This window comes from Streptomyces sp. NPDC088747 (assembly GCF_044751025.1).
GTDB lineage: Bacteria > Actinomycetota > Actinomycetes > Streptomycetales > Streptomycetaceae > Streptomyces.
The window spans coordinates 198,783-218,016 of the sequence record NZ_JBIVKZ010000013.1; the positions used below are offsets into that span (position 1 = coordinate 198,783).

The following is a 19,234-nucleotide window of genomic DNA, read 5'->3' on the forward strand; positions in this document are numbered from 1 at the left end:
GTCAAGTACGTCATTGGTCCACACGCGTACTTCGCCTCTCATCGAGCGGTTCGGTCGACTCAGGGTGCGTGCGGCAAAGATGCCCACCACGTGGCGAAAGAGGCAAGAAAGATGTCCCTCGTGTCATCCCCGAAATTCGAGCAGAGCAGACCGTACATATTCCTGCTTCTCGCCTTCATCCTGATCGAGGCGACCGGCGCATTCGAACAGGTCATGATCTACGCGGCCATCCCATTCCTGATGGGCCATTTCCAGATGGATGCCGCCGCTCTCTCCTGGACCGTCACGCTCTTCCTGCTTGTGGGCGCCGGCACGGCGGCGATCTCCAGCCGCCTCGCCGACCTGTACGGACGCAAGCGCGTGCTGGCTCGTCCTCATGGCCATCTCGGCTCTCGGCTCGCTCATCAGTTTCGCCTTCGCCAGCTATGAGGCGATCCTGGTCGGCCGCGCCCTGCAGGGCACCAGCGCCGCGCTCTTCCCGATCCTGATCGCGGTGGCCAGGGAGGTCCTGCCGCCTCCCCGCGTGCCCGTGGCGGTGGCGGTCGTGACCGGTACGGCGATCATTTCGGGCGCCCTCGGGACCTTCGTCGGAGGCATCATCATCGACGGCGGCACCTGGCGCTACATGTTCCTGGCCACGGCCGTGCTGGCGGTGGCCTCGATCGCCGTCGCCGTCCTCGTGCCGCCGCGATCCGTCACGTCGCCGCGAGACGGCGCGCGTATCGACTGGCTGGGTGGAGCGCTCCTGGCCCCGGCCGTGGCCTCGATTCTCTACGGTGTGACCAGGTCCAAGGAAGATGGCTGGAGTGACGGACTGGTCCTCGGGTACATCGTGGCGGGCGTCGCCGTGGCGGTCTTCTGGGCGGTGTTCGAACTGCGTGTCGCGTCGCCCATGTTCAATCTGCGGCTGTTCCGGAGTCGCGCGCTGGTCCTGTGCCTGCTGGTGACGGCCTTCGTCGCCGTGGGGTCCATGGCCGCCGGATCCCTGCTCATCCCGATTCTGATGCAGAGCCCCAGGCTGTTGCCGGTCGGCCTGGGCCTGAGCGCCACGGCGGCCGGAGCGTACGGACTGATCGGTGCGGGTGCGGGCTTCGCCCTCTCGCCGTCCGCCGGACGGCTGGCGGGTAAGCACGGCGCCAGGGTCACGCTCGCTGCAGGCATCATCGTGTCGATCGTCGACTTCGTCATGCTGATGTTCGTCTTCGGCAACCTTCCCCTCGTCATCGTGGCGTCGACCATTACCGCAATCGGCGGTTGCTTCGTGCTGGCCGGTCTGCCGAACGTCATCGTCGAGGCGGTGCCCGCCCACCTCACGGGTGAGGCGATCGGCCTGGTCTACTCGGTCTCGCGCACGATCTTCGTCGCGGTCGGCACGTCAGTGGTCTCGTTGATCCTCGTCTCCTCCGTGGTCCCGAAGACCAGGGCGCCGACCGACGACGCGTGGCGGCTGTCCGTCGGTTCGTCGTAGTGACCCTGCCGGCCGCCCTCGTCGCCACGCCCTCATTCCCGCTGCCGCCTACAGCCTGGCCAAGCGCGCCAACCATCTCCAGGTCCGCGTCGCCAGCCAGTCCTGGGGCGCGCGCGGCGCGCGCATCAACTCGATCAGCCCCGGCGTGATCGCCACTCCCATGGGCAGGGAGGAACTCTCGGGTGAGCACGGCGCCCAGATGAACGCCATGATCCAGAATTCCGGCACCGGACGGATCGGTACCCCCACCGACATCGCCGACGCCGCCGCCTTCCTCCTCGGCCCGACCGCCACGTTCATCACCGGCACCGACCTCCTCGTGGACGGCGGCGTCATCCCTGTCATCCGCGCCGCTCTGGCGGGTGTCCCCTCCGTGCCTGCTTCCGATCCCGGGGTCTGACCAGCTCCGGAGCCTGGGCCGGCCGAGTGTCCGAGGGTGCCGAGCCAGTCGGAGAGCGGGGGTACGCGGGCTGCGGTGGGCGGCAGATGTCGGCAAGTACGGCTCACGGCCGTGTACGTGCCGTGCGCCGTTCGCGGCAGGCTGATTTCCGTCTCTGCCCTGGCTGCGCAATTCCGGTGACGCCCGGTCGCGATGCACCGGACAGGCCGCACGGGGTCGGCTGTATGAGGGCACAGGCCGTACTTGCCCGACGGCGTACTCCACCAGCGGCCTAGGGGACGGGGCTTGTGGTCTGCCGTGCAGGCGACGGTCGGTTCGGCGGGTCTCATGCTCGTGTGTCCCGCGGTTGCCGTCCGCGCCCCCTGATGTGCCGTGCGTTCTGCTACGGCCCGGGGGCGAGGGCCGGAACCCACACGCGCATGGCGCCCGCGCCGCGGTGAGCCCAGGTGTAGTAGGGCACGGCGGTCAACGCGACGGGTCGGCCTGGCTGCGGTGGCACCGCTCCGTGCGGGAGGTAGGGCCACCAGCCAGGCGTTTCCGGCGGGAGAGAGCGACCCGTGGCGGTGACGCTGGTGAGGCCTCCGGGCAGATCGGGCCGTTCATGCTCGGTCAGAGGGGCGGCCGGATCCAGCACGATGGTGTCCGGGTCGAGACCGCCGGGCTGGTCGGTCTGCTCCAGGCAGTACACCAGAGGGCCTCGTTCGATGGCGACGCAGCCGCGGACGGCGTCGACACGTGGGCCGGGGAGGGTCAGCCGGGGCGCGACCGCGAGATCCAGGCGGACGGTGTCGTCCCGCTGAAAGTGCCGGGTGACCCGCAGCCAGCCGTCCTCTGCCGTCGTCTTCTCGGGCCGGCCGTTCACGGTCAGCCGATGGCTCGTGGACCAGGCGGGCAGGCGTAGCGACAGTGTCCGCTCCACGGTGGGGGCGTCCTCGACGGTCACGTCCACCACCCCGTGCCAGGGGTAGCCCGTGGCCACCCGCACGGTGAAGGCGTCACCGCCGTAGGTGCCGCCGGCGTACTGGTGCAGTTGCAGGCCGCCCGCGTCGGCGCTGGCGATGTAGTGCGGCAGCGAGGCGAGCAGGCGCATGGCGTTGGGTGGACAGCAGGCGCAGCGGAACCACGGGGTGCGGTGGGCGGTCTGGTCGCCGGGGCGCTCGTGTGCGCGGGCCCGGCGGTGCAACGGGTTGACGTACAGCCAGGTCAGGCCGTCCAGCCCGACGCCTCCGAGGAAGCCGTTGAACAGCGTCCGCTCGATCAGGTCGGAGTAGCGGGCCTCACCCGTGAGCAGGGCCATCCGCCAGCTGAACTGCACGGAGGCGATGGCGGCGCAGGTCTCGTTGTAGGCACGGTCGGCGGGCAGTTCGTGGGCGTCGCCGAAGGACTCCCAGTCGTGCCGGGAGCCCACTCCGCCGGTGACGTAGGTCCTGCGTGCGGCCATGTCCTGCCACAGCCGCTCCAGCACCTGCCGCAACTCGCTGTCGCCGGACTCGGCCGCCAGGTCGGCTGCTCCGGCCAGCAGGTAGAGCTGCCGTACGGCATGGCCGGCCACCTCGTCCGCCTCGCGGACCGGGGTGTGGTCCTGCCAGAACTCCGGGCCCGGATCGCGGTCGTGCCCGCGGTCGCCGCCTGCGGCGAGGGTGCCGTGACCGCGTCGGTCGAGGAAGTACCGGGCCAGGTCCAGGTACCGCTTCTCGTAGGTCGTGCGGTAGAGCTCGATCAGAGCGGTTTCGACCTCGGGGTGGCCGCACACGGCGTCGACCTGTTTGCCGGGGCCGAACACGGACTCGATGTGGTCGGCGAACCGGCAGGCCACGTCCAGTAGTTGGCGCCCGCCGGTGGCCCGGTGGTGAGCGACCGCGGCCTGCATCAGGTGCCCGGCGCAGTACAGCTCGTGGCCCCAGCCCAGTTCGGTCCATGGCTCGCCGCCGCCGAGCTGGTAGTACGTCTGCAGATAGCCGTCCGCGCGCTGGGCGGCGACGATCAGTGCGACGATCCGTTCCACCTCGGCGGCGAGTTCGGGGTCGGGTCCGTCGGCCAGTTGCCAGCAGGCGGCCTCCAGCCACTTGTAGACGTCGGAGTCCTGGAACTGGAAGTCGCCCGCGAACCCGTCGGCCGCGCCGGTGTGGTCGGCCGCGGCACGCAGGTTGGTGAGGTTTCCGGCCTCCTCCAGCAGTCGTGGGCCCTGCGGGATGGACATCTCGGCGTTGGTCCGGCGGCGCTCGGCCCAGAAGCCACTGTCGATCCGGGCCCGGGTGACGGGACGCAGCGTGGTGGTCGCGTCGCGGCTCGGGTGCACCGGTCCGGGGTTCACGTTGTTCAACACAACCTCCGTAGGAGAGAGGACGTTTCAGTTCGTCGTGGCCGCCACGTGCTGTGGCGAAGGGGGCGTCGACAAGATCCGTGGTGTGGATCCAGGGCTTGTCGCCGGAGGCTCACGCGAACGCGGCCCCTTGGTGGGTCACCGGTCAGTTCACTGCCCGGTCGGCAGCCCATTGCTCGATGAGCCGGACGGTGCGGCCGGGGTGCTCCTCGTGCAGGTAGTGGCCGGTCGCGGTCCAGTGGTCGACCCGGGATCCAGGCTCCCGCAGGGTGCCGCGTTCCCAGTCGGCAGCCTCCGCGGAGGTCCACACGGTCAGGGCAGGGCAGGTGCGGCGCCGCAGATACGCCTCGCTGTGCGGGCGGATGCCCACCGCTCCCGGATCGCTGTACATGCCCGAGTACGCCTGGGCGATGACGTGGTCCGGGGTGCCGAGCATGGTGCGGATGTGCGCGGTGCGCAGACCCGGCGGGGCGGTGGGGGAGAACGCCCCGGCCACCAGCGGCACGGCGGCGCGGGAGCCGTTCTCGCGGTACGCGGCCAGGCGGCGCGGGATCTCGTCGAGTTCGGCGCCGTGTGCCCCGTGCGCGGGGTCGAGGGCGACGACGGAGCGTACGAGGTCCGGGCGGTGGACCGCGAGCAGGTTCACCACCTGGCCGCCCATGGAGTGGCCGACGGCGACGACGGGTCCGGTGCCGAGGGCGGTGAGGAGTACGGCGAGATCCTCGGCCGTCGCCGCGGGCGTGTTGCCCCGCGCGGGGACCGGGGAGCGGCCGTGGCCCCGGAGGTCGGGCACGATCACCCGGTGGCGTGCGGCGAGGGCCTCGGCGTGCGGCGACCATTCGCGGCCGTCGCCGCCCCAGCCGTGAACCAGCAGCACGGCCGGGGCGGCGTCGGGCCCCAGCACGGTGTGGAACAGGTCGATGGTGGCGGTCACTGCTGTCTGCCCTCCATGGTCGCCGCGGCCCTGATGGCGTAGGTGGCGTGGGTGAAATCCGCGTAGACACCGGCGCCGTCGAGATCGTGCACCCACAGGCCGAGCATCGCGCCGGTGAAGCCCAGGACGCGTAGCTGGCCGTCGTGGAACTCGTCGGCGTGCTCGTCGGACAGCACGGTGGCGTCGAGGTCGAGCGGCAGGACGCGCGGGCGGTCGGCGCTCTGGACCTCGTACGAGAAGCGCAGCAGGGGGCCGTCGAGTGTCGCCCGCAGGACGACCGGCGCTCCTGGGGGCAGCGGGACGCGCGGCCGATGCGCTGTGAGTCGGCCGGCCTCGCAGCTCAGCGCCCGCAGCAACGGGGAGCCGTCGTCGTCCGCCGTGACGTACAGGTAGTGCCAGTTGCGGGTGTTGTAGTACGCCGTCACTCCGGCCATGTGGTCCGGCGTGCGCGGGGTGAAGGTCATCCGCGTCTCGAAGGCGCAGCGGGCGTTCGTGACCCGGCGTGCGACCAGGCTCGGGGTGCGGCGGCCGACGGGCGACTGGCCGCCGTGGACGCGGAGCCGTCCTGGGGCGGGCCGCACCCAGTCGGGCGTGGCCGGGCGGCGCAGGGTGGACCAGTCGGGTCCGAGCGACGGGGCGTCGAAGGTGTCGGCGGCGGGCGGCTCGGGGAAGGGAGCGGGCTCCAGCTCCGGAGCCGGTACGGTCACCGCCGGAACGGCGCCCGCGATCCGCGGCCAGCCGTCGTCCGTCCAGGTCACCGGCTGGAGCGCGGTCTCGCGGCCCAGGACGCAGCGCCCGCGCTCGGTGAGGGGGCGGGCGACGATATGGGCGGCGTACCACTGACCCGTGGAGGTCTCGACGAGCGAGCAGTGGCCGGCCTTCTGGAGTTCCAGCGACCGGTCATGACGGGACGTCAGAAGTGGTCCCGCCGGATCGGGTTCGTACGGGCCGAAGAGGTCACGGGAGCGGGCGACGGCCGCTCCGTGCTCGTAGCCCGTGCCGCCCTCCGCGTGCACCAGGTAGTACCAGCCGTCCCTGCGGTACAGGTGCGGGCCCTCGGCGACCCCGGCGGCCGTGCCCACGGAGATCGTCCGGGGTTCGCCGAGCAGCCGACGTGAGGCGCGGTCGTACTCCTGCAGCTCGATCCCGGCGAACGACTCCCGCTCCGGGCGCCAGTCGAAGCGCATGTTGAGGAGCCAGCTCCGGCCGTCCGCGCCCTCGCCGTCGTCGTGGAAGAGGGACACGTCGAAGCCGCGGCCGTGCAGCGGTACGGGTTCCGACCACGGCCCCTCGATCGACGCGGCCGTGGTGACGTAGTTCGGCAGGTCCTTCCAGCCCTCGGCATAGGTGTCGACGACGGTGAAGACCAGGTGGAACAGCCCGTCCGTGTACGACAGTCCGGGCGCCCAGACGCCTCCGGAGTCCGGCACTCCGGTGAGGTCGAGGAGCCGGCGCTCGTCCAGTACTCCGCCCAGCGTGCGCCAGTTCACCAGGTCCCGGGAATGGTGGATCCGCACGCCCGGGTACCACTCGAAGGTGGACGTGGCGAGGTAGAAGTCGTCGCCGACCCGCAGCGCGACCGGGTCGGGCTCGAAGCCGCGCAGGACGGGGTTCTGGATCACGGGGTGCACCGGGCGAAGGCTCCGATCAGTGGGTGGACGTCAGAGGGTGAACAACAGGGTGCCGAAGCCCGGGTGGTCGCACTGGAAACCCGCGCCCTCGGGGCGTATCCGCTGGATGGCCGCGTAGGTCCAGGGAGCGGCGACTCCCCGGCGCTTGACGTAGTGGTTGTGGACCATCTCGTAGACCGGGCGCAGATTGCCGCGCTCGACCGTGGACAGTGCGGGGAAGGTGGCCTGGCAGCTGCCCCATGTCGCGTACGGCACGTCGTTGCCGGTGTTGTACTTCGCGGTGTACTCGAAGCCGGCCAGCAGCCGGTTGGCGGCGGCGGAATACAGGTCCTGGGTCTGGATCCAGGCGGTCTCGCACGCCTCGGCCATACTGCCCAGGATGAGCTGGGTGTGGGCCTGGTCGCGCCCGCTGTCCACGCACTGGCCGGTGTCGCCGATCACCCGGTCGATCCTGCAGCAACTGTGGGTGTGGAAGGCGTCGACGGCCGCGTTGTACAGGGAGGTGTCGTTGCAGAACACGCCGAACGCCATCATCGCCTTGATGCAGTTGGTGCCCCAGCCCGCGTCGCCGAACGTCCTGACCAGTGGCACGAACACGTTCTTGATCATGGTCTCGGTCCGGGTGATGTCGGCCGCCGACCAGGAGCCGGAGGGGGCCGTGTACCGCATCAGCTCGGCCGCCGCCGCGAACTTGAACCCGTAGATGGAGGCCGCGAGCTGGGCGTCCTTGCCGGTGATCGAGGTCAGCGTGGATGACCAGGCTTTGATGATCTGCAGCGCCTTGGTCGCGTGCGCGGTGGTGCCGGTCAGGTTCCACATCAGGGCGTTCTGGTAGGCCGCGTTGCAGTCGTTCCAGAACTCCCAGTTGTGCAGCTCGGTACTTCCCCGGTCGACCGAGGCGAACGGCCCCTGCATGGCGTACGCCGACTGGGAGTACGTGTTCGCGCTGAAGACGTTCCAGCCGCTGAGCCAGGGCTCGGTGCCGGCCGCGACACGGGTCCGCATCCGCTGGATGTCGGAGACCTTGTGGAGCACGCCGGGGTGGATGAAGGACGTGATGGCGTCGGCCCGGGGTGTCAGGGTGACGGAGGCGGCGACCGCCGTCGTACCGACGGCGGTGATCTGGAGGAAGCGCCGGCGGCTTGGCGCGCCGGACGTGGACCGGGATGTCGAGAGGGACTGCGGTTCGGACATGGATCTCCTCGTTCACTCGGCGTCGAGCGGGGAAAAGCGATGCACGGGGAACTGCCGTGTGCGCGGTGGAGAGGGGGCGGTGGAGGAGCCGCCCCTCTCCACCGGTGGATCAGCGGGTCCTGTGGGGACCGCGGTGGAGCACGAGTGTGCTGCGCGGGCTGAGCCTGGGCCGGTGGCCGGCGCCGATCGTCCGCCCGGTGGCGAGGTCGCGGGCCGGGCCGAAGTCCGGCCGGGCGGGCAGGGTGAAGGTCTTGTCGGTGCTGGTGTTCATGGCGATCAGATAGTCGCCGTACACGCACAGATAGAAGGGGGCGCGGCCGACGAGCATGGTCTCCACACCGTCGAAGTCGACGCCGAGTGCGGGGTCCGGGATGTCGGCCGGAATGGGCGCGAGCCGGTAGACGTCGCCCTCCTGCGACTGGTGGAGGGTCTCGTCGCCGGGCGGGGGGAATCCGCCGGGCGGGATGTGCCCGGCCCCCGGGTCGTTGATGGCGTAGTCCCACAGGATCCAGTCCCGGGCGGTGAAGGTCTCGTCCGTGGTGCCGGCGGAGCGTTGGCGGACGGTCGCCGAGCGCTGGTCGACGGGGGTGAGGTGGTGGACACGGGCATAGTCGTTGACGCCCTGACGGGCCCGCCAGTACAGGGAGGCGAAGAGGAGTTCCCGGCCGTTCTTGACGGCTATGCAGCCGGTCTCCTCGTCGGTGAAGACGAAGTCCGGCTTGTCCCAGTCGGTGGGAACGCGCCCGGGGCGGTTCGGCAGCGCTTCGAAGGCGTCGAAGTCGCGGGAGACCAGGCGCAGTGCGGCGAGACCGACGCGGGTCCAGGTGTGGTTGATGAGCAGGTCCAGCTGCTTGTGGAACTGTCCGTCGGCGACCATCTCCTGCGTCCAGCCGACGATGTCGGGGTCCTTGAACACCGCGGCGGCCATCAGCGGGTGGGAGTCCCAGGCGGTACGGGAGGCATAGGCGATCTCGCCGGGGTATACCTCGTTGCGCCAGCCGATGACGGTCTCGATCCGGGCGACCCGGGCGCCGGTCTCGTCGACGTCGATCACGCGGAACCGGCCGCGGGCCTTGGTCATGCTGATCATCTGCTTGCGCAGTTCGGGCGCTTCCCGTCCGTCGTGGCCGCGGGTGACGGACTCGTACATCATGACCAGCCAGTCGATGACCTCGCCGTAGCTGCCCACGTAGCCGAGTTCGCGGGTCAGGCCCGCCCTGGTGACCTGGTAGTAGTTCTCGCCGAGGGGCTTGGTCGGGTTGCCGTCCTTGTCCTCCTTGCCGAGGTAGGGCTTCATACCGAGCGACTGGTACATGTAGTCGCGGGCCTTCGCCTCGGACAGGGCGAGGCCGGGGTCGAGCAGTCTGAGGCCCCGGTTGGCCTGGTAGATGCCGATGGCGCAGATCTGGGACTGGTTGGTGTAGTGCGGGAAGTGCTGTCGCCAGTAGTCACGGCTGGACTTGAGCATGTCGGTGTAGGCCACGCGGCGCGTCGGCTGCTCGGCGGTACCGGCACTCTGCGGCGGTACGAGGTCGTCGAACCATGCCGTGCCGGGCCCGGACAGCCGCAGGTGCATCTCCACCTGGGTGGCGTCGGCAGGGGTCTCCAGGTCGATGGAGACGTACTGCCAGTCGTGGGTGCCGGTGGCGGCGTACTGCCGGTGGTCGCTGCCGACCAGGTTGCCGGAGGCGTCGAAGAAGAGTGGGTCGATGTGTGCGCCGGCGCCGGTCGCACCGTCCGTCCTGATCCACGCGCCGTAGGTGTAAGTGCCCTTGCCTATCCGGGCCTTGGGCGAGGAGAAGACGGTGATGAAACCGTTGGCAGCGGTGGCGGCGACCTTGAGGGAGGCGGCCCCGGAGCGCGAGACGGTGGTGTCCCGGGACCAGGTGGCATCCGCCGTTCTGCCCCAGCCGGGCACCTCCCATCCCATGGGGGTGTCGCCGCCCTCCTCGAAGCCCGGGTTGGTGATCTCGTACGGGTCGCCGGTCACCTTCTGGTCCAGGCGCTCGCCGAGGTGCGGCCAGAGGAGGGCGAGGACCAGTCCGACCCGGCCGAAGCCCTGCCACTGCTGGTCGGAACCGGTGAGGACGGAGGCGTCGTTCTTCCAGGCCATGTACCGGCCGTCGACCGCCCGCAGGACCCGGTCCAGGGCGGCGTCCTGTTGATGGGCCGGACTGCCGGACCACAGGTAGCCCTCGGCCAGGGACTGGAAGGCAAAGGCGTCCATGCCGGCCGGGTTCGCGGTGGTGAGGTAGTTCTGCTGGTCCCTCGCGACGCGCTTGCGTACGGCCTCCAGCGCCTCGGGGCCGGGGCTGGTACGCACGGTGGGTACCGGGGCGGGGCCCTGGGCCTCGCCCTTGGGCGGCACGAAGTACGGCTCGGTGTGGGTGTAGAGGCGGTAGATGCCGCGCGAGGGCGTGGTCATCTTGTAGTAGAGCTGCTCGGCGTTCTGCCCGTACGACCAGATACGGCCCATGGAACGGATCTCCAGGGTCACCTTCTTCTTGCCCGCCGTCATCCTCTCCGGCAGGGGCAGCGTGTGGAAGAAGAACCGGCCCGGACTGCGCGGGGAGGTGTCGAGGATGTCGAGGTTGTCGACGGCACCCTCGTCCTGGTAGCCGATCTGGAGGCCGTCGCAGAACAGTTGGAGCCGCCACATGTTCGTGCCGGAGGCGGACTGCTGACTGGTGGAGTCGTAGTCGTCGCCCCACAGCCGGACGGTGACGTAGGTGGTGCCGGTCGGGCTGACCTCGACGTCGAACTTCAGGGTGCCACCCCAGTACGTCGCCGGTTCCGTGGGTTTCAGAACGCGGGCACGCTGGCCGAGGCCTCCGGAGATGGTGTCGGAGTTCGCGGCGGCGAGGTTGTGGGCGGCCTCGGAGGCCGGGTTACCGAAGACAACGATGTCCAGGGGCTTGTGGACCGTCTTCGGGAGCGTGTCGGACGTGGCGGGCACGTTGGCCGCGGAGGCGGGCGCGGCCGTGGCGGACGGAGCGGTCAGCCAGCCGAGGCCGGCAGTGGCGGCGCCGGTGGTACCGGCGTACTTGAGCACTTCACGGCGTCGGGGAGTGTTGGCCATTGCTGATCCTTATTTCAGGCTGCCCATGAGGATCCCGCTGCGCCAGTACTTCTGGAGCGCGAACATGAAGACCGCCAGCGGGATGATCGACAGCAGGGAACCGGTCAGGACGAGCGTGTTCATGTCGCGAGCGGTCTGCGCCTGCTGGAGCCAGGAGAAGAGGCCCAGAGTCACGGGGAAGGTGCGCTCGCCGTTGAGCATGAACAGGGGGAGGAAGAAGTTGTTCCAGATGTTGATGAAATCGAGCATGAAGATGGTGATGCCGCCGGTCTGCATCAGGCGCAGGGCGACGGAGCAGAAGATCCGCAGCTCACTGGCGCCGTCCAGCCGGGCCGCCTCCATCAGCTCCGTCGGAACCGAGCTGTCGGCGTAGACCTTGCCCAGGTAGACCCCGAACGGGTTGATGAAGTACGGGATCAGCACCGACCAGATCGTGTTGGTGAGGCCCATGTCGGCGAACACCAGATAGAGCGGGAAGGCCAACAGGGTGCTGGGCAGCAGCGAGGCACCGACGACGAGGGCGAACAGGGCGCCCCGACCGCGGTAGTTGTACTTCGCCAGGCCGTAGCCCGCGGCGAGGGAGATGAGAGTGGACCCTGCCGCCCCAAGGGTGGAGTACAGGACGGAGTTGCCGATCCAGCGCAGGAACACACCGTCGTGATAGCTCGCGACCTCCTGGAGGTTGTCCCCGAGGTGGTTGGAGGTGAACCACAGGCCGAACGTGGAGTACAGGTCGGTCTGGTTCTTGGTTGCCGAGACCAGCAGGAACCAGGTGGGGGCGAGGGAGTAGATCAGGAAGACGACCAGCAGGCCCGTGGTGAGCACCATCGCACGGCGGGTGGGGCGCACCCCGCCCCCGGATCTCTGGGCGGTACGAGGGGTCTTTCGGGTATGGATGGTCTCGGGGGCGTGGCCGGCCCTGGTGGCGCTGCTCATGACATCTTCCTGTTCGTGACGTGGTAGAAGACGAAGGCGAGGATGCCGGTGGCCACGGCCAGGACCAGCGATTCGGCGGCGGCGTACTGGTAGTTGCCGGTTTTGAACGCCGTGTCGTAGATCCCCATCATCGGAGTGAAGTCGGTGTTGATCGACTCCGGCGCGATCTGCCGCAGCAGCAGCGGCTCGGTGAACAGCTGGAGTCGGCCGATGAGCGAGAACATGCCGGTCAACACCAGGATCCCGGTGATGTTCGGGACCTTGACCGACCAGGCGATGCGCCACTCGCGGGCTCCGTCGAGCCGGGCCGCCTCGTACAGCTCCCGCGGCAGCGCCTGCAACGAGGCGGAGATCAGGATCATGTTGAAGCCGATGCCCTGCCAGGTGAGCAGATTGCCCAACGAGAGATAGGTGTTGAGGCCGCCGAAGAAGTGGATGTCCAGGCCGGCGCGGTCCGCGAGATCGAGGAGCGGGCTGCCGGTGGGGCTGTAGAGGAACAGCCACATCAAGGAGGAGACCACCGTCGGAACGACATAGGGGATGAGCAGTCCGGCTCGGAAGAAGCGGACGGCGCGTGCCGCGACGCCGTCCAGCAGCAGGGCCAGCAGCAGTGAGATGCCGAGCATCACCGTGATCTGCGCCGTCCCGAAGAGCAGGGTGCGCAGCATGCCGTTCCAGAAGGCGCTGTCGGAGAGGACGGACGCGAAGTTGGCGAAGCCGGTGAAGACGGTCCGTGTCGGGCCGAAGCCCAGGCCTGTGCCCTTCTTCTCGTGCAGGCTCTCACTGAAGGCGTAGGCGATCGGCAGGACGTAGGTGACGAGGAAGCCGATCAGGAAGGGCAGCGCGAACAGCAGCCCCTTGTAGGCTCCCCGGCTCCCGGTCCGGCGGGGGGAGGTCCGCCGGACCGGTGAGTCGGTCGCGACGGGCGGTCGCGTCAGGGTGGGCACGGATGTCTCCAGGTGAGGTGCGGCTGTCTCCGGGGGAGGGGGACGGGGCCTGTCAGCTGCCCGCGACGGCCTTGATGTCCTTGCTGTTCAGATCGTCGACGGTCCACTTCTGCAAGGCGGTCAGCATGTCCTTGACCGTGAGCTCCTTGCTGATGACCTTGCCCCACTGCTTCTGCATCTCGGAGTACATCGCCGCGTAGTTCGGCCCGTACTGCCACTGGTCCCCGACCCGGGAAGCAGCTGTGGTGATCACCTGGGCGCTGTCGGACTCCTTGTTGAACATCTCCGTGGGGATGATCTTGTCGACGTACGGGCCGACGTCCTTGACCGCGGGGAACAGGCCGGACTTGGAGGCGGGGTCCGTGAGCGTGGTCAGGGACTCCTTGCTGCTGCTCAGCCAGGCGGCGAACTGCGCGGCGCGGTCGGGGTACTTGCAACCCTTGAGGACGGCCGTGGTGTCGAAGTTGCTGGAGGTCCGCGGCGTGGCGGAGTCGAAGACAGGGGCGTCGGTGAGCTGCCACCGGCCCTTGGACTTGGGAAAGTTGGTGTCGTAGATCGGCAGCTGCCATGTCGACGTGGTCATCGCGATGGTCTTGCCGAGATCCCAGGTCTTGAAGACGCCCGGGTCGGCGTAGGAGGCATTGGAGGCGAGGCCGTCGTCGACGAACTGCTGGACGATGTCACCGGCCTTGAGAGCCTCGGGCGAGGTGAAACTGATCGTCCAGTGGTCGCCGTCCGCCTTGTACCACTGGGCACCGGCCTGCCACGACAGGTCGACCAGTGTGCTCGGGTCCTCACCGGCCATGTTGAAGATCTTGACGTTCTTGTTCTGTCGCTGCGCCTTCTTGCCGGCCGCGATCAGGTCGTCCCAGGTCTTGGGCGCCTCGATGCCGTACTTCTTGAACAGGTCCGCGCGGTAGGCGGTGAACAGCGGCGAAGAGCCCATCGGGATGCCGAAGGTGGTGCCCCCCGGGCTCACAGCGTTCCAGGCCGGGGCGGTGTAGCCGCCCTTGTACTGCGCGGCGTCCTTGGTGATGTCGGTGAGCAGGCCGTCGGCGGCGAAGCCGGCCAGGTTCATGCCGTCCATCTTCGACAGGCACGGGGCGGTGCCGGCGTTCACGGCGGCGCGCAGCTTCTGGTAGACGGTCTCGCCCGCCGCATTGACGAACTTGACCTGGGTCTCAGGGTGTTCCTTGTTCCAGACCTTGGTCTGGGCCTCGATGCCGTCGGTCCAGCTCCAGAACTCCAGGGTGACCTTGCCCTCGGTGCTGGGCCGGGCCTCGGCGTCCGTGTCGTCGCCGCCGGAACAGGCGGCGAGGAGGAGACAGAGAGAGGCGGCCGCGGCCGACATGGTGAGGGCTCTGGCGCGATACGTGGTCATCGGTCCTCCACAGGAACAGGACGGCGCGTGCGGTGTGGCGGCCGGCGCGTGGTCAGCGAGGCGGGGGCGGGAAGGTCACACCCGAGAGCTAGGAAGTAATCGTTTGCTGCGTGGACCGTAAGGCGCGGCTGGCCGGAACCACAAGAGGGAGAGACCGGATTGTTTCGCCAAACTTGCGAGCGCGTTACTCCAAGATGGCGTTGACCTGCACCATCCATGTCCTTGCCCGTTGAGAACGGGTGACCGACCTGTGGCTGCGGCCCCTGGCGAAGATATTGACCTGAGGCCGGAGTCGTCCCTAGCGTGGAATACGTTTACTACTCCAGTCCGCTCCCCGTGACGAAGCAGGAGCCACATGTCCCGCCCAGACCTGCCCTCAGCCGTGTTCGCGATGAACCCGGTGCACCTTCCCGAACTTTTTCCGCCACACCTGATGGCACGGCTGGGGAAACTGGTGCGGATCGACTCCACGCTCGTCGTCCAGGACTTCACCGATCCGGCCGCGCAGGCTGCGCTGGCCGAGGCCGAGGTACTGATCACCGGATGGGGATGCCCGCACATCGGCGCCGAGGCGCTGGCCGCCGCGCCCCGGCTGCGCACCGTGCTGCACGCGGCGGGCAGCGTGCGCAGCCTCGTGGGCGAGGAGGCCTGGCAACGCGGACTCACCGTCTCCAGCGCGGTGCAGGCCAACGCCGTTCCGGTGGCGGAATACACCCTCGCCGCGATCCTGTTCGCCGGCAAGAACGCGTTCGGCCTGCGCGAACACTTCCGGGTTCAGGGCGTGCATCCGGCCTCCTCCGACTACGCGGACGTCGGAAACCTCGGAAGGCGCGTCGGACTGATCGGCGCCTCGCGGGTCGGCCGTAGGGTGCTCGAACTCCTGCGCCCCTTCGACCTGTCGATCGCCCTGTACGACCCGTATGTGGACGATGCCGAGGCCGCCGCCCTCGGCGCGGTGCCGCTGTCCCTGGAGGAGCTGCTGCGCACCAGCGACATCGTCAGCCTGCACGCTCCCGACATTCCGCAGACCTACCGGATGCTGAACCGCGACCGGCTGGCGCTGATCAGGGACGGCGGTGTGCTGATCAACACCTCGCGGGGCGCGCTCGTGGACCCCGACGCGCTCACCGATGAGCTGGTCGGCGGGCGGATCAGCGCCGTACTCGACGTCACGGAACCGGAGCCGCTGCCCGCCGGGTCCGTCCTTCACCGGCTGCCCAACGTCTTCCTCACCCCGCACATCGCCGGATCTCTCGGTAACGAACTTCAGCGACTCGGCCGTACGGTCGTCGACGAGCTGGCCCGCCTCGCCTCCGGGCTTCCGCTGGCGCACGGTGTCCACCGGGCAGACCTCACGATCAGCGCCTGAACACCCACCTGGCCCGGTCGGCGTACCCGTGCTGCTCTCACCCTCCTGATCGCACGCGCCGCGGCCTCTCCGGCGAACTCGCGCTCACCGAGGGACCGCCGGCCAGTCCGGGGGCAAGGGGCCTCAGGCCGGGGCGCACGGGTCGGCGCCGAAGGAAAGCAGTACCGCCGACCCCTCGATCGGGAGGGTCACCCGCACGGTGCGTTCCCGGCCGTCCCAGTCGTACGTCGGCTGCGGGCCCGCCCCGAACACCAGGCGCGGCCGGTCGGCCTCGGCGTACCACGGGAGCGGCACGGTCACCGTCTCGGGCGCGCCCGTACGGCGCCACAGGGCCAACAGCGTCGTGGCGGCCCGTTCGGAGGTGACGTCCGTGGTCAGTGCGAGGGCGATCCAGCCGTCGCGCCAGCCGGGCAGGCCGAGGGGCCAGCGCGGCAGGGCGCCCGCCAGCAGGGGGCGGTAGGTCTTGTACGTGTCCACGGCCCGGCGCACCAGGGCCAGTTGCTGCGGTGCCAGTAGGTCGGGACGGCCGCTGAGGTGGATGCGGCCGAGCATGGCCGAGACCATCACCATGCCGAGCTCGGCTTCGCTGTGCTGCGGCAGCGGGTATGCCCAGATCGCTCCCTGCTCGGGGGTGACGGCGGTGGGTGCCGCGGCGGCGATGGCGGGCAGGAGACGGAAATCCTGCTGGTCGGTGACGGAGTGGACCGGCAGCCGGGACAGGACGGCGTGGTCGGTGCGGCTGCCGCCGGCAGCGCAGTTCTCCAGCACCAGGGTGGGGTACCGGTCGAGGACGCCGTCGAGCCAGGCGAGGTACGCGCGGTTGTGGCCCAGCAGACCGTCACCGGCGCTCGTGGCGCCGTCCGGGCCGTCGGTGCCGGGGCCGATGTCGATGTTGTAGTCGAGCTTGAGATAGCCGACGCCGTAGTCGCGCACCAACCGGTCCACGACCCCGTCGAGGTGCGCTCGTGCCGCCGGATGGCGCAGATCGAGCTGGTGGCGGCCCCACTCCGTCAGGCGGACGCCGTCCCGGCGGAAGAAGGCGTCGTCGGGCAGCGCGGAGGCGACAGGGCTGCGTACGCCCACGACCTCCGGCTCCAGCCACAGCCCGGGGACCATGCCAGCGTCACGGATGCGGTCCAGCACCTCTTTCAGGCCGCCGGGGAAGCGGGCTGCCGACTCCTCCCACTCGCCGACGGCGTCCCACCAGCCGGGCACCCCACCCGGGCCCACGGCGCCGGGCGGCTCGGCGTCGTACCAGCCGGCGTCGACGCAGAAGTACTCGGCGCCCGCCGCCGCGGCCGCTTCCACCAGGGGCAACAGTGCCTTGGTGCTCGGTTCGCCCATCAGGCTGTTCATGAAGTCGTTGAACACCACGGGCAGTTCCTGGTGGTCGGGATGCGGGCGCCGGGTGGCGCGCCGGTGCCGGGTCAGCGCGGCGAGCGCGGCCTCGAAGCCGCCCGACGGGACGACGGCGACCGAGGCGGGCACGGTACGGAACGTTTCGCCAGGGGTGAGCCGGCGGCGCCACTGGTGCTCGCGGTCCGTCGGCCCGGACAGGGCCAGGTACACGTCGTCGAAGCGGTCGGCGATCTCGGCGTGCCAGGAGCCGTTGTGCTCGATCTGCCACGACAGGGCACGGCCCGAACCGGTCTCCTCCAGACAGCCCATGGGCAGGTGCTCGGAGGAGGACCAGGAGCCGGTGCTGGTCACGGCGATCCGGTTCTTGGAACCGGTCTGGCCGAACGGCACCATGCCCACGTCGTAGAGGCCGCGTTCGGCCAGGGTGGCCCTGGACCAGCGGCACTCGCCGCTCCAGGGATTGGCCGCCAGCCACAGAGTCAGGCCGTCCTCCCAGCGTTCGCCGTCGCCGAGGCGGTGAGCGAGGTTGGAGCACACGAAGGAGGAGACGTACTCCAGAGTGACCGGACCGTCGCCGACGTTCTCCAGGTATGCCTCGGTGCCGAGCACCGGTATGCCCTCGCGCACTGTGCAGACGGCGGTGACACGCAGCCCGGTGGCTTCGTCGGCCATCCGGATTCGCAGACTCCGGACGCCCCCGCCGATGTGCTGCTCGTGAGCCTCCTCGTGATGGACGTAACGCAGGGAGCCCGAAGCGGTGCCGTCCACGTGGCGCTTGCCCGAGGTGCCCAGCCGCCCGCTGCCCGCGGTCTGGATCTCGACCAGCGGCAGGGCTCGGTGCGCGAGCAGCGCGCACAGCGCGGGTTCACGCGTCGGATCGGGCAGCGTTTCGGCCTCGCCCAACGCCAGCAGCCGCACCGGACCGGCCGTGTCGAAGGACAGGAGCAGGGACAACTCGTCGGTGCCCCAGCGCAGGTGGGTGGCGGTCATGGCGTGCGGCTCCCACATGTGAGTAAACGATTACTGTCAGGAGACCGTAGTTCCGCGCACCGGCGGCCCGCAAGAGGTGTCACGTGCAGTAACGTCGAGCTGTGACCAGCCCTGAACCCAGGCAGCCAGGCAAGCGCCGACGCGACAACCATGCGAGCGACAGACCCAGCACGATTCGTGACGTCGCCGGGAAGGCCGGCGTGTCGGTAGCAACCGTTTCCCGAGCCCTCGCCGGGAACTATCCGGTCTCGGAGGCCACCCGCGCCCGGGTCATGGCGGCGGTCGAGTCCCTGCACTACGTGGTGAACGTCCACGCCAAGGCCCTGTCCGGCCGGGTCGCGGGCCCCATAGCCCTGGTCCTGCAGGACATCACCGGCCCCTCCCTGGCCCACGTCGCGGCGGGGGTGGAGCAGGAGGCGGCGGCACGCGGCAGGCTCAGTCTGGTCTGCGCCACCCACGACGACCCGGACAGGGAGGACGACCTCGTGCAGCTCATGCGCGAGCAGCACGCGGCCGCGGTGGTCCTCGTCGGCGGAGCGGTCATGGACGACGCCTACAACGGCCGCATGGCCGCATACGCCAGGGCATTGGACGCCGTCGGCTCCCGGCTGGTGCTGTGCGGCCGGCCGCCGCTGCCGTCCAGGCTGCCGGTGACGGTGATCGACTACGACAGCCGGGGCGGCGCCTTCCAGGCTGTCGACCACCTGCTGGACGCGGGGCATCGGCGCGTCCTGTTCCTGGGCGGTGATCCGTTGGTCAGCAGCGCCGAGCAGCGCCGGGCCGGCTATCGCCAGGCCTTGCGGGCGCACGGCGTCGCCTACGCCGAGGAACTGGACGTATCCGGCTCGTACACCCGGGTCTCCGGCTATCAGCGGACCCGGGCCGCGCTGGAGAGGAGGCTGGACTTCACGGCCATCTTCGCCGGCACCGACATGGTCGCCGTCGGTGCTCTGGCGGCTCTGCGTGAGGCCGGTCTGGACGTGCCCGGTGACGTGTCCCTGGTCGGTTTCGACGACGTGCCCTTCGCCGCCGACCTGACGCCCGCGCTCACCACGGTTCGCGTGCCCTATGAGGAGCTCGGACGGACAGCGGTCCGCCTGGCCCTGGAGCGGGAGAACCGCCTGGCCGATGACGACCACGTGGTGCTGAGTACGCAACTGGTGATCCGGCAGTCGGTACGGCCGCCGAAGTGACGCCCGTACCCGGCAGTGAAGGCGTCGGTT

At 69.7% G+C, this 19,234-nt stretch carries 14 protein-coding genes; 5 read left to right on the plus strand and 9 right to left on the minus strand.

The genetic code is table 11. The annotated features are described in order from the left end of the window. Positions 1-90 precede the first annotated feature (90 nt). From ACIP79_RS28285 to ACIP79_RS28295, 3 genes are read left to right on the plus strand one after another with little or no spacing between them, the layout of a single operon-like run. Positions 91-429 (plus strand): hypothetical protein, encoded by a 339-nt coding sequence (locus ACIP79_RS28285; RefSeq protein ID WP_401227613.1) that lies wholly within the window; start codon positions 91-93, stop codon positions 427-429. After that, positions 377-1,468, plus strand: coding sequence for an MFS transporter (locus ACIP79_RS28290; protein ID WP_401227614.1), 1,092 nt, complete (start codon positions 377-379; stop codon positions 1,466-1,468). Before ACIP79_RS28285 ends, ACIP79_RS28290 begins: the two co-directional genes overlap by 53 nt. A 34-nt stretch (positions 1,469-1,502) precedes the next feature. Then, the gene (locus ACIP79_RS28295) at positions 1,503-1,868 is read left to right on the plus strand and encodes an SDR family oxidoreductase (RefSeq protein ID WP_401227703.1); all 366 of its coding nucleotides are present in this window, start codon (positions 1,503-1,505) and stop codon (positions 1,866-1,868) included. 382 nt (positions 1,869-2,250) lie between these two features. Here the strand turns inward: ACIP79_RS28295 and ACIP79_RS28300 are convergent, their stop codons facing one another. From ACIP79_RS28300 to ACIP79_RS28335, 8 genes are all read right to left on the minus strand, one after another. After that, the gene (locus tag ACIP79_RS28300) at positions 2,251-4,182 is read right to left on the minus strand and encodes a glycoside hydrolase family 127 protein (protein WP_401227705.1); all 1,932 of its coding nucleotides are present in this window, start codon (positions 4,180-4,182) and stop codon (positions 2,251-2,253) included. 154 nt (positions 4,183-4,336) lie between these two features. Next, positions 4,337-5,125: an alpha/beta fold hydrolase gene (locus tag ACIP79_RS28305; RefSeq protein ID WP_401227616.1), complete on the minus strand. Its 789-nt coding sequence runs from the start codon at positions 5,123-5,125 to the stop codon at positions 4,337-4,339. After that, on the minus strand, positions 5,122-6,747 hold the full coding sequence (locus tag ACIP79_RS28310; RefSeq protein WP_401227707.1) for a glycoside hydrolase family 43 protein: 1,626 nt from the start codon (positions 6,745-6,747) through the stop codon (positions 5,122-5,124). The genes ACIP79_RS28305 and ACIP79_RS28310 overlap by 4 nt, the downstream gene beginning before the upstream one ends. A 39-nt stretch (positions 6,748-6,786) precedes the next feature. Further along, the gene (locus ACIP79_RS28315; RefSeq protein WP_401227618.1) at positions 6,787-7,950 is read right to left on the minus strand and encodes an alginate lyase family protein; all 1,164 of its coding nucleotides are present in this window, start codon (positions 7,948-7,950) and stop codon (positions 6,787-6,789) included. A gap of 109 nt (positions 7,951-8,059) precedes the next feature. Further along, positions 8,060-11,029, minus strand: a complete 2,970-nt coding sequence (locus ACIP79_RS28320; RefSeq protein WP_401227620.1) for a Tat pathway signal sequence domain protein — start codon at positions 11,027-11,029, stop codon at positions 8,060-8,062. A gap of 9 nt (positions 11,030-11,038) precedes the next feature. Continuing rightward, a complete protein-coding gene (locus tag ACIP79_RS28325) occupies positions 11,039-11,857 on the minus strand; it encodes a carbohydrate ABC transporter permease (protein WP_401227709.1) in 819 nt (272 codons plus the stop codon). A 104-nt stretch (positions 11,858-11,961) separates the two neighbouring features. Next, positions 11,962-12,912: a carbohydrate ABC transporter permease gene (locus tag ACIP79_RS28330; RefSeq protein WP_401227622.1), complete on the minus strand. Its 951-nt coding sequence runs from the start codon at positions 12,910-12,912 to the stop codon at positions 11,962-11,964. A gap of 52 nt (positions 12,913-12,964) precedes the next feature. Further along, entirely contained in the window at positions 12,965-14,293 is a 1,329-nt protein-coding gene (locus tag ACIP79_RS28335; RefSeq protein WP_401227624.1) for an ABC transporter substrate-binding protein, read from the minus strand. Positions 14,294-14,648: 355 nt separating this feature from the next. Between ACIP79_RS28335 and ACIP79_RS28340 the strand changes: the two genes are divergently transcribed. Further along, the gene (locus ACIP79_RS28340; protein ID WP_401227626.1) at positions 14,649-15,662 is read left to right on the plus strand and encodes a hydroxyacid dehydrogenase; all 1,014 of its coding nucleotides are present in this window, start codon (positions 14,649-14,651) and stop codon (positions 15,660-15,662) included. Between the two features lie 123 nt (positions 15,663-15,785). On the opposite strand, the gene ACIP79_RS28345 is transcribed toward ACIP79_RS28340, so the two are convergent. Then, positions 15,786-18,011, minus strand: coding sequence for an alpha-galactosidase (locus ACIP79_RS28345; protein ID WP_401227628.1), 2,226 nt, complete (start codon positions 18,009-18,011; stop codon positions 15,786-15,788). A 173-nt stretch (positions 18,012-18,184) separates the two neighbouring features. On the opposite strand from ACIP79_RS28345, the gene ACIP79_RS28350 reads away from it, so the two are divergent. Beyond that, positions 18,185-19,204, plus strand: a complete 1,020-nt coding sequence (locus ACIP79_RS28350) for a LacI family DNA-binding transcriptional regulator (RefSeq protein WP_401227711.1) — start codon at positions 18,185-18,187, stop codon at positions 19,202-19,204. Positions 19,205-19,234: the final 30 nt, after the last annotated feature.

What these genes read in the sequence shown, in the direction of transcription:
- ACIP79_RS28320 (WP_401227620.1), bottom strand. Translation starts at nt 11,029, where the DNA reads ATGGCCAACACTCCCCGACGCCGTGAAGTGCTCAAGTACGCCGGTACC.
- ACIP79_RS28315 (WP_401227618.1), bottom strand. Translation starts at nt 7,950, where the DNA reads ATGTCCGAACCGCAGTCCCTCTCGACATCCCGGTCCACGTCCGGCGCG.
- ACIP79_RS28325 (WP_401227709.1), bottom strand. Translation starts at nt 11,857, where the DNA reads ATGGTGCTCACCACGGGCCTGCTGGTCGTCTTCCTGATCTACTCCCTC.
- ACIP79_RS28345 (WP_401227628.1), bottom strand. Translation starts at nt 18,011, where the DNA reads ATGACCGCCACCCACCTGCGCTGGGGCACCGACGAGTTGTCCCTGCTC.
- ACIP79_RS28290 (WP_401227614.1), top strand. Translation starts at nt 377, where the DNA reads ATGGCCATCTCGGCTCTCGGCTCGCTCATCAGTTTCGCCTTCGCCAGC.
- ACIP79_RS28335 (WP_401227624.1), bottom strand. Translation starts at nt 14,293, where the DNA reads ATGACCACGTATCGCGCCAGAGCCCTCACCATGTCGGCCGCGGCCGCC.
- ACIP79_RS28340 (WP_401227626.1), top strand. Translation starts at nt 14,649, where the DNA reads ATGTCCCGCCCAGACCTGCCCTCAGCCGTGTTCGCGATGAACCCGGTG.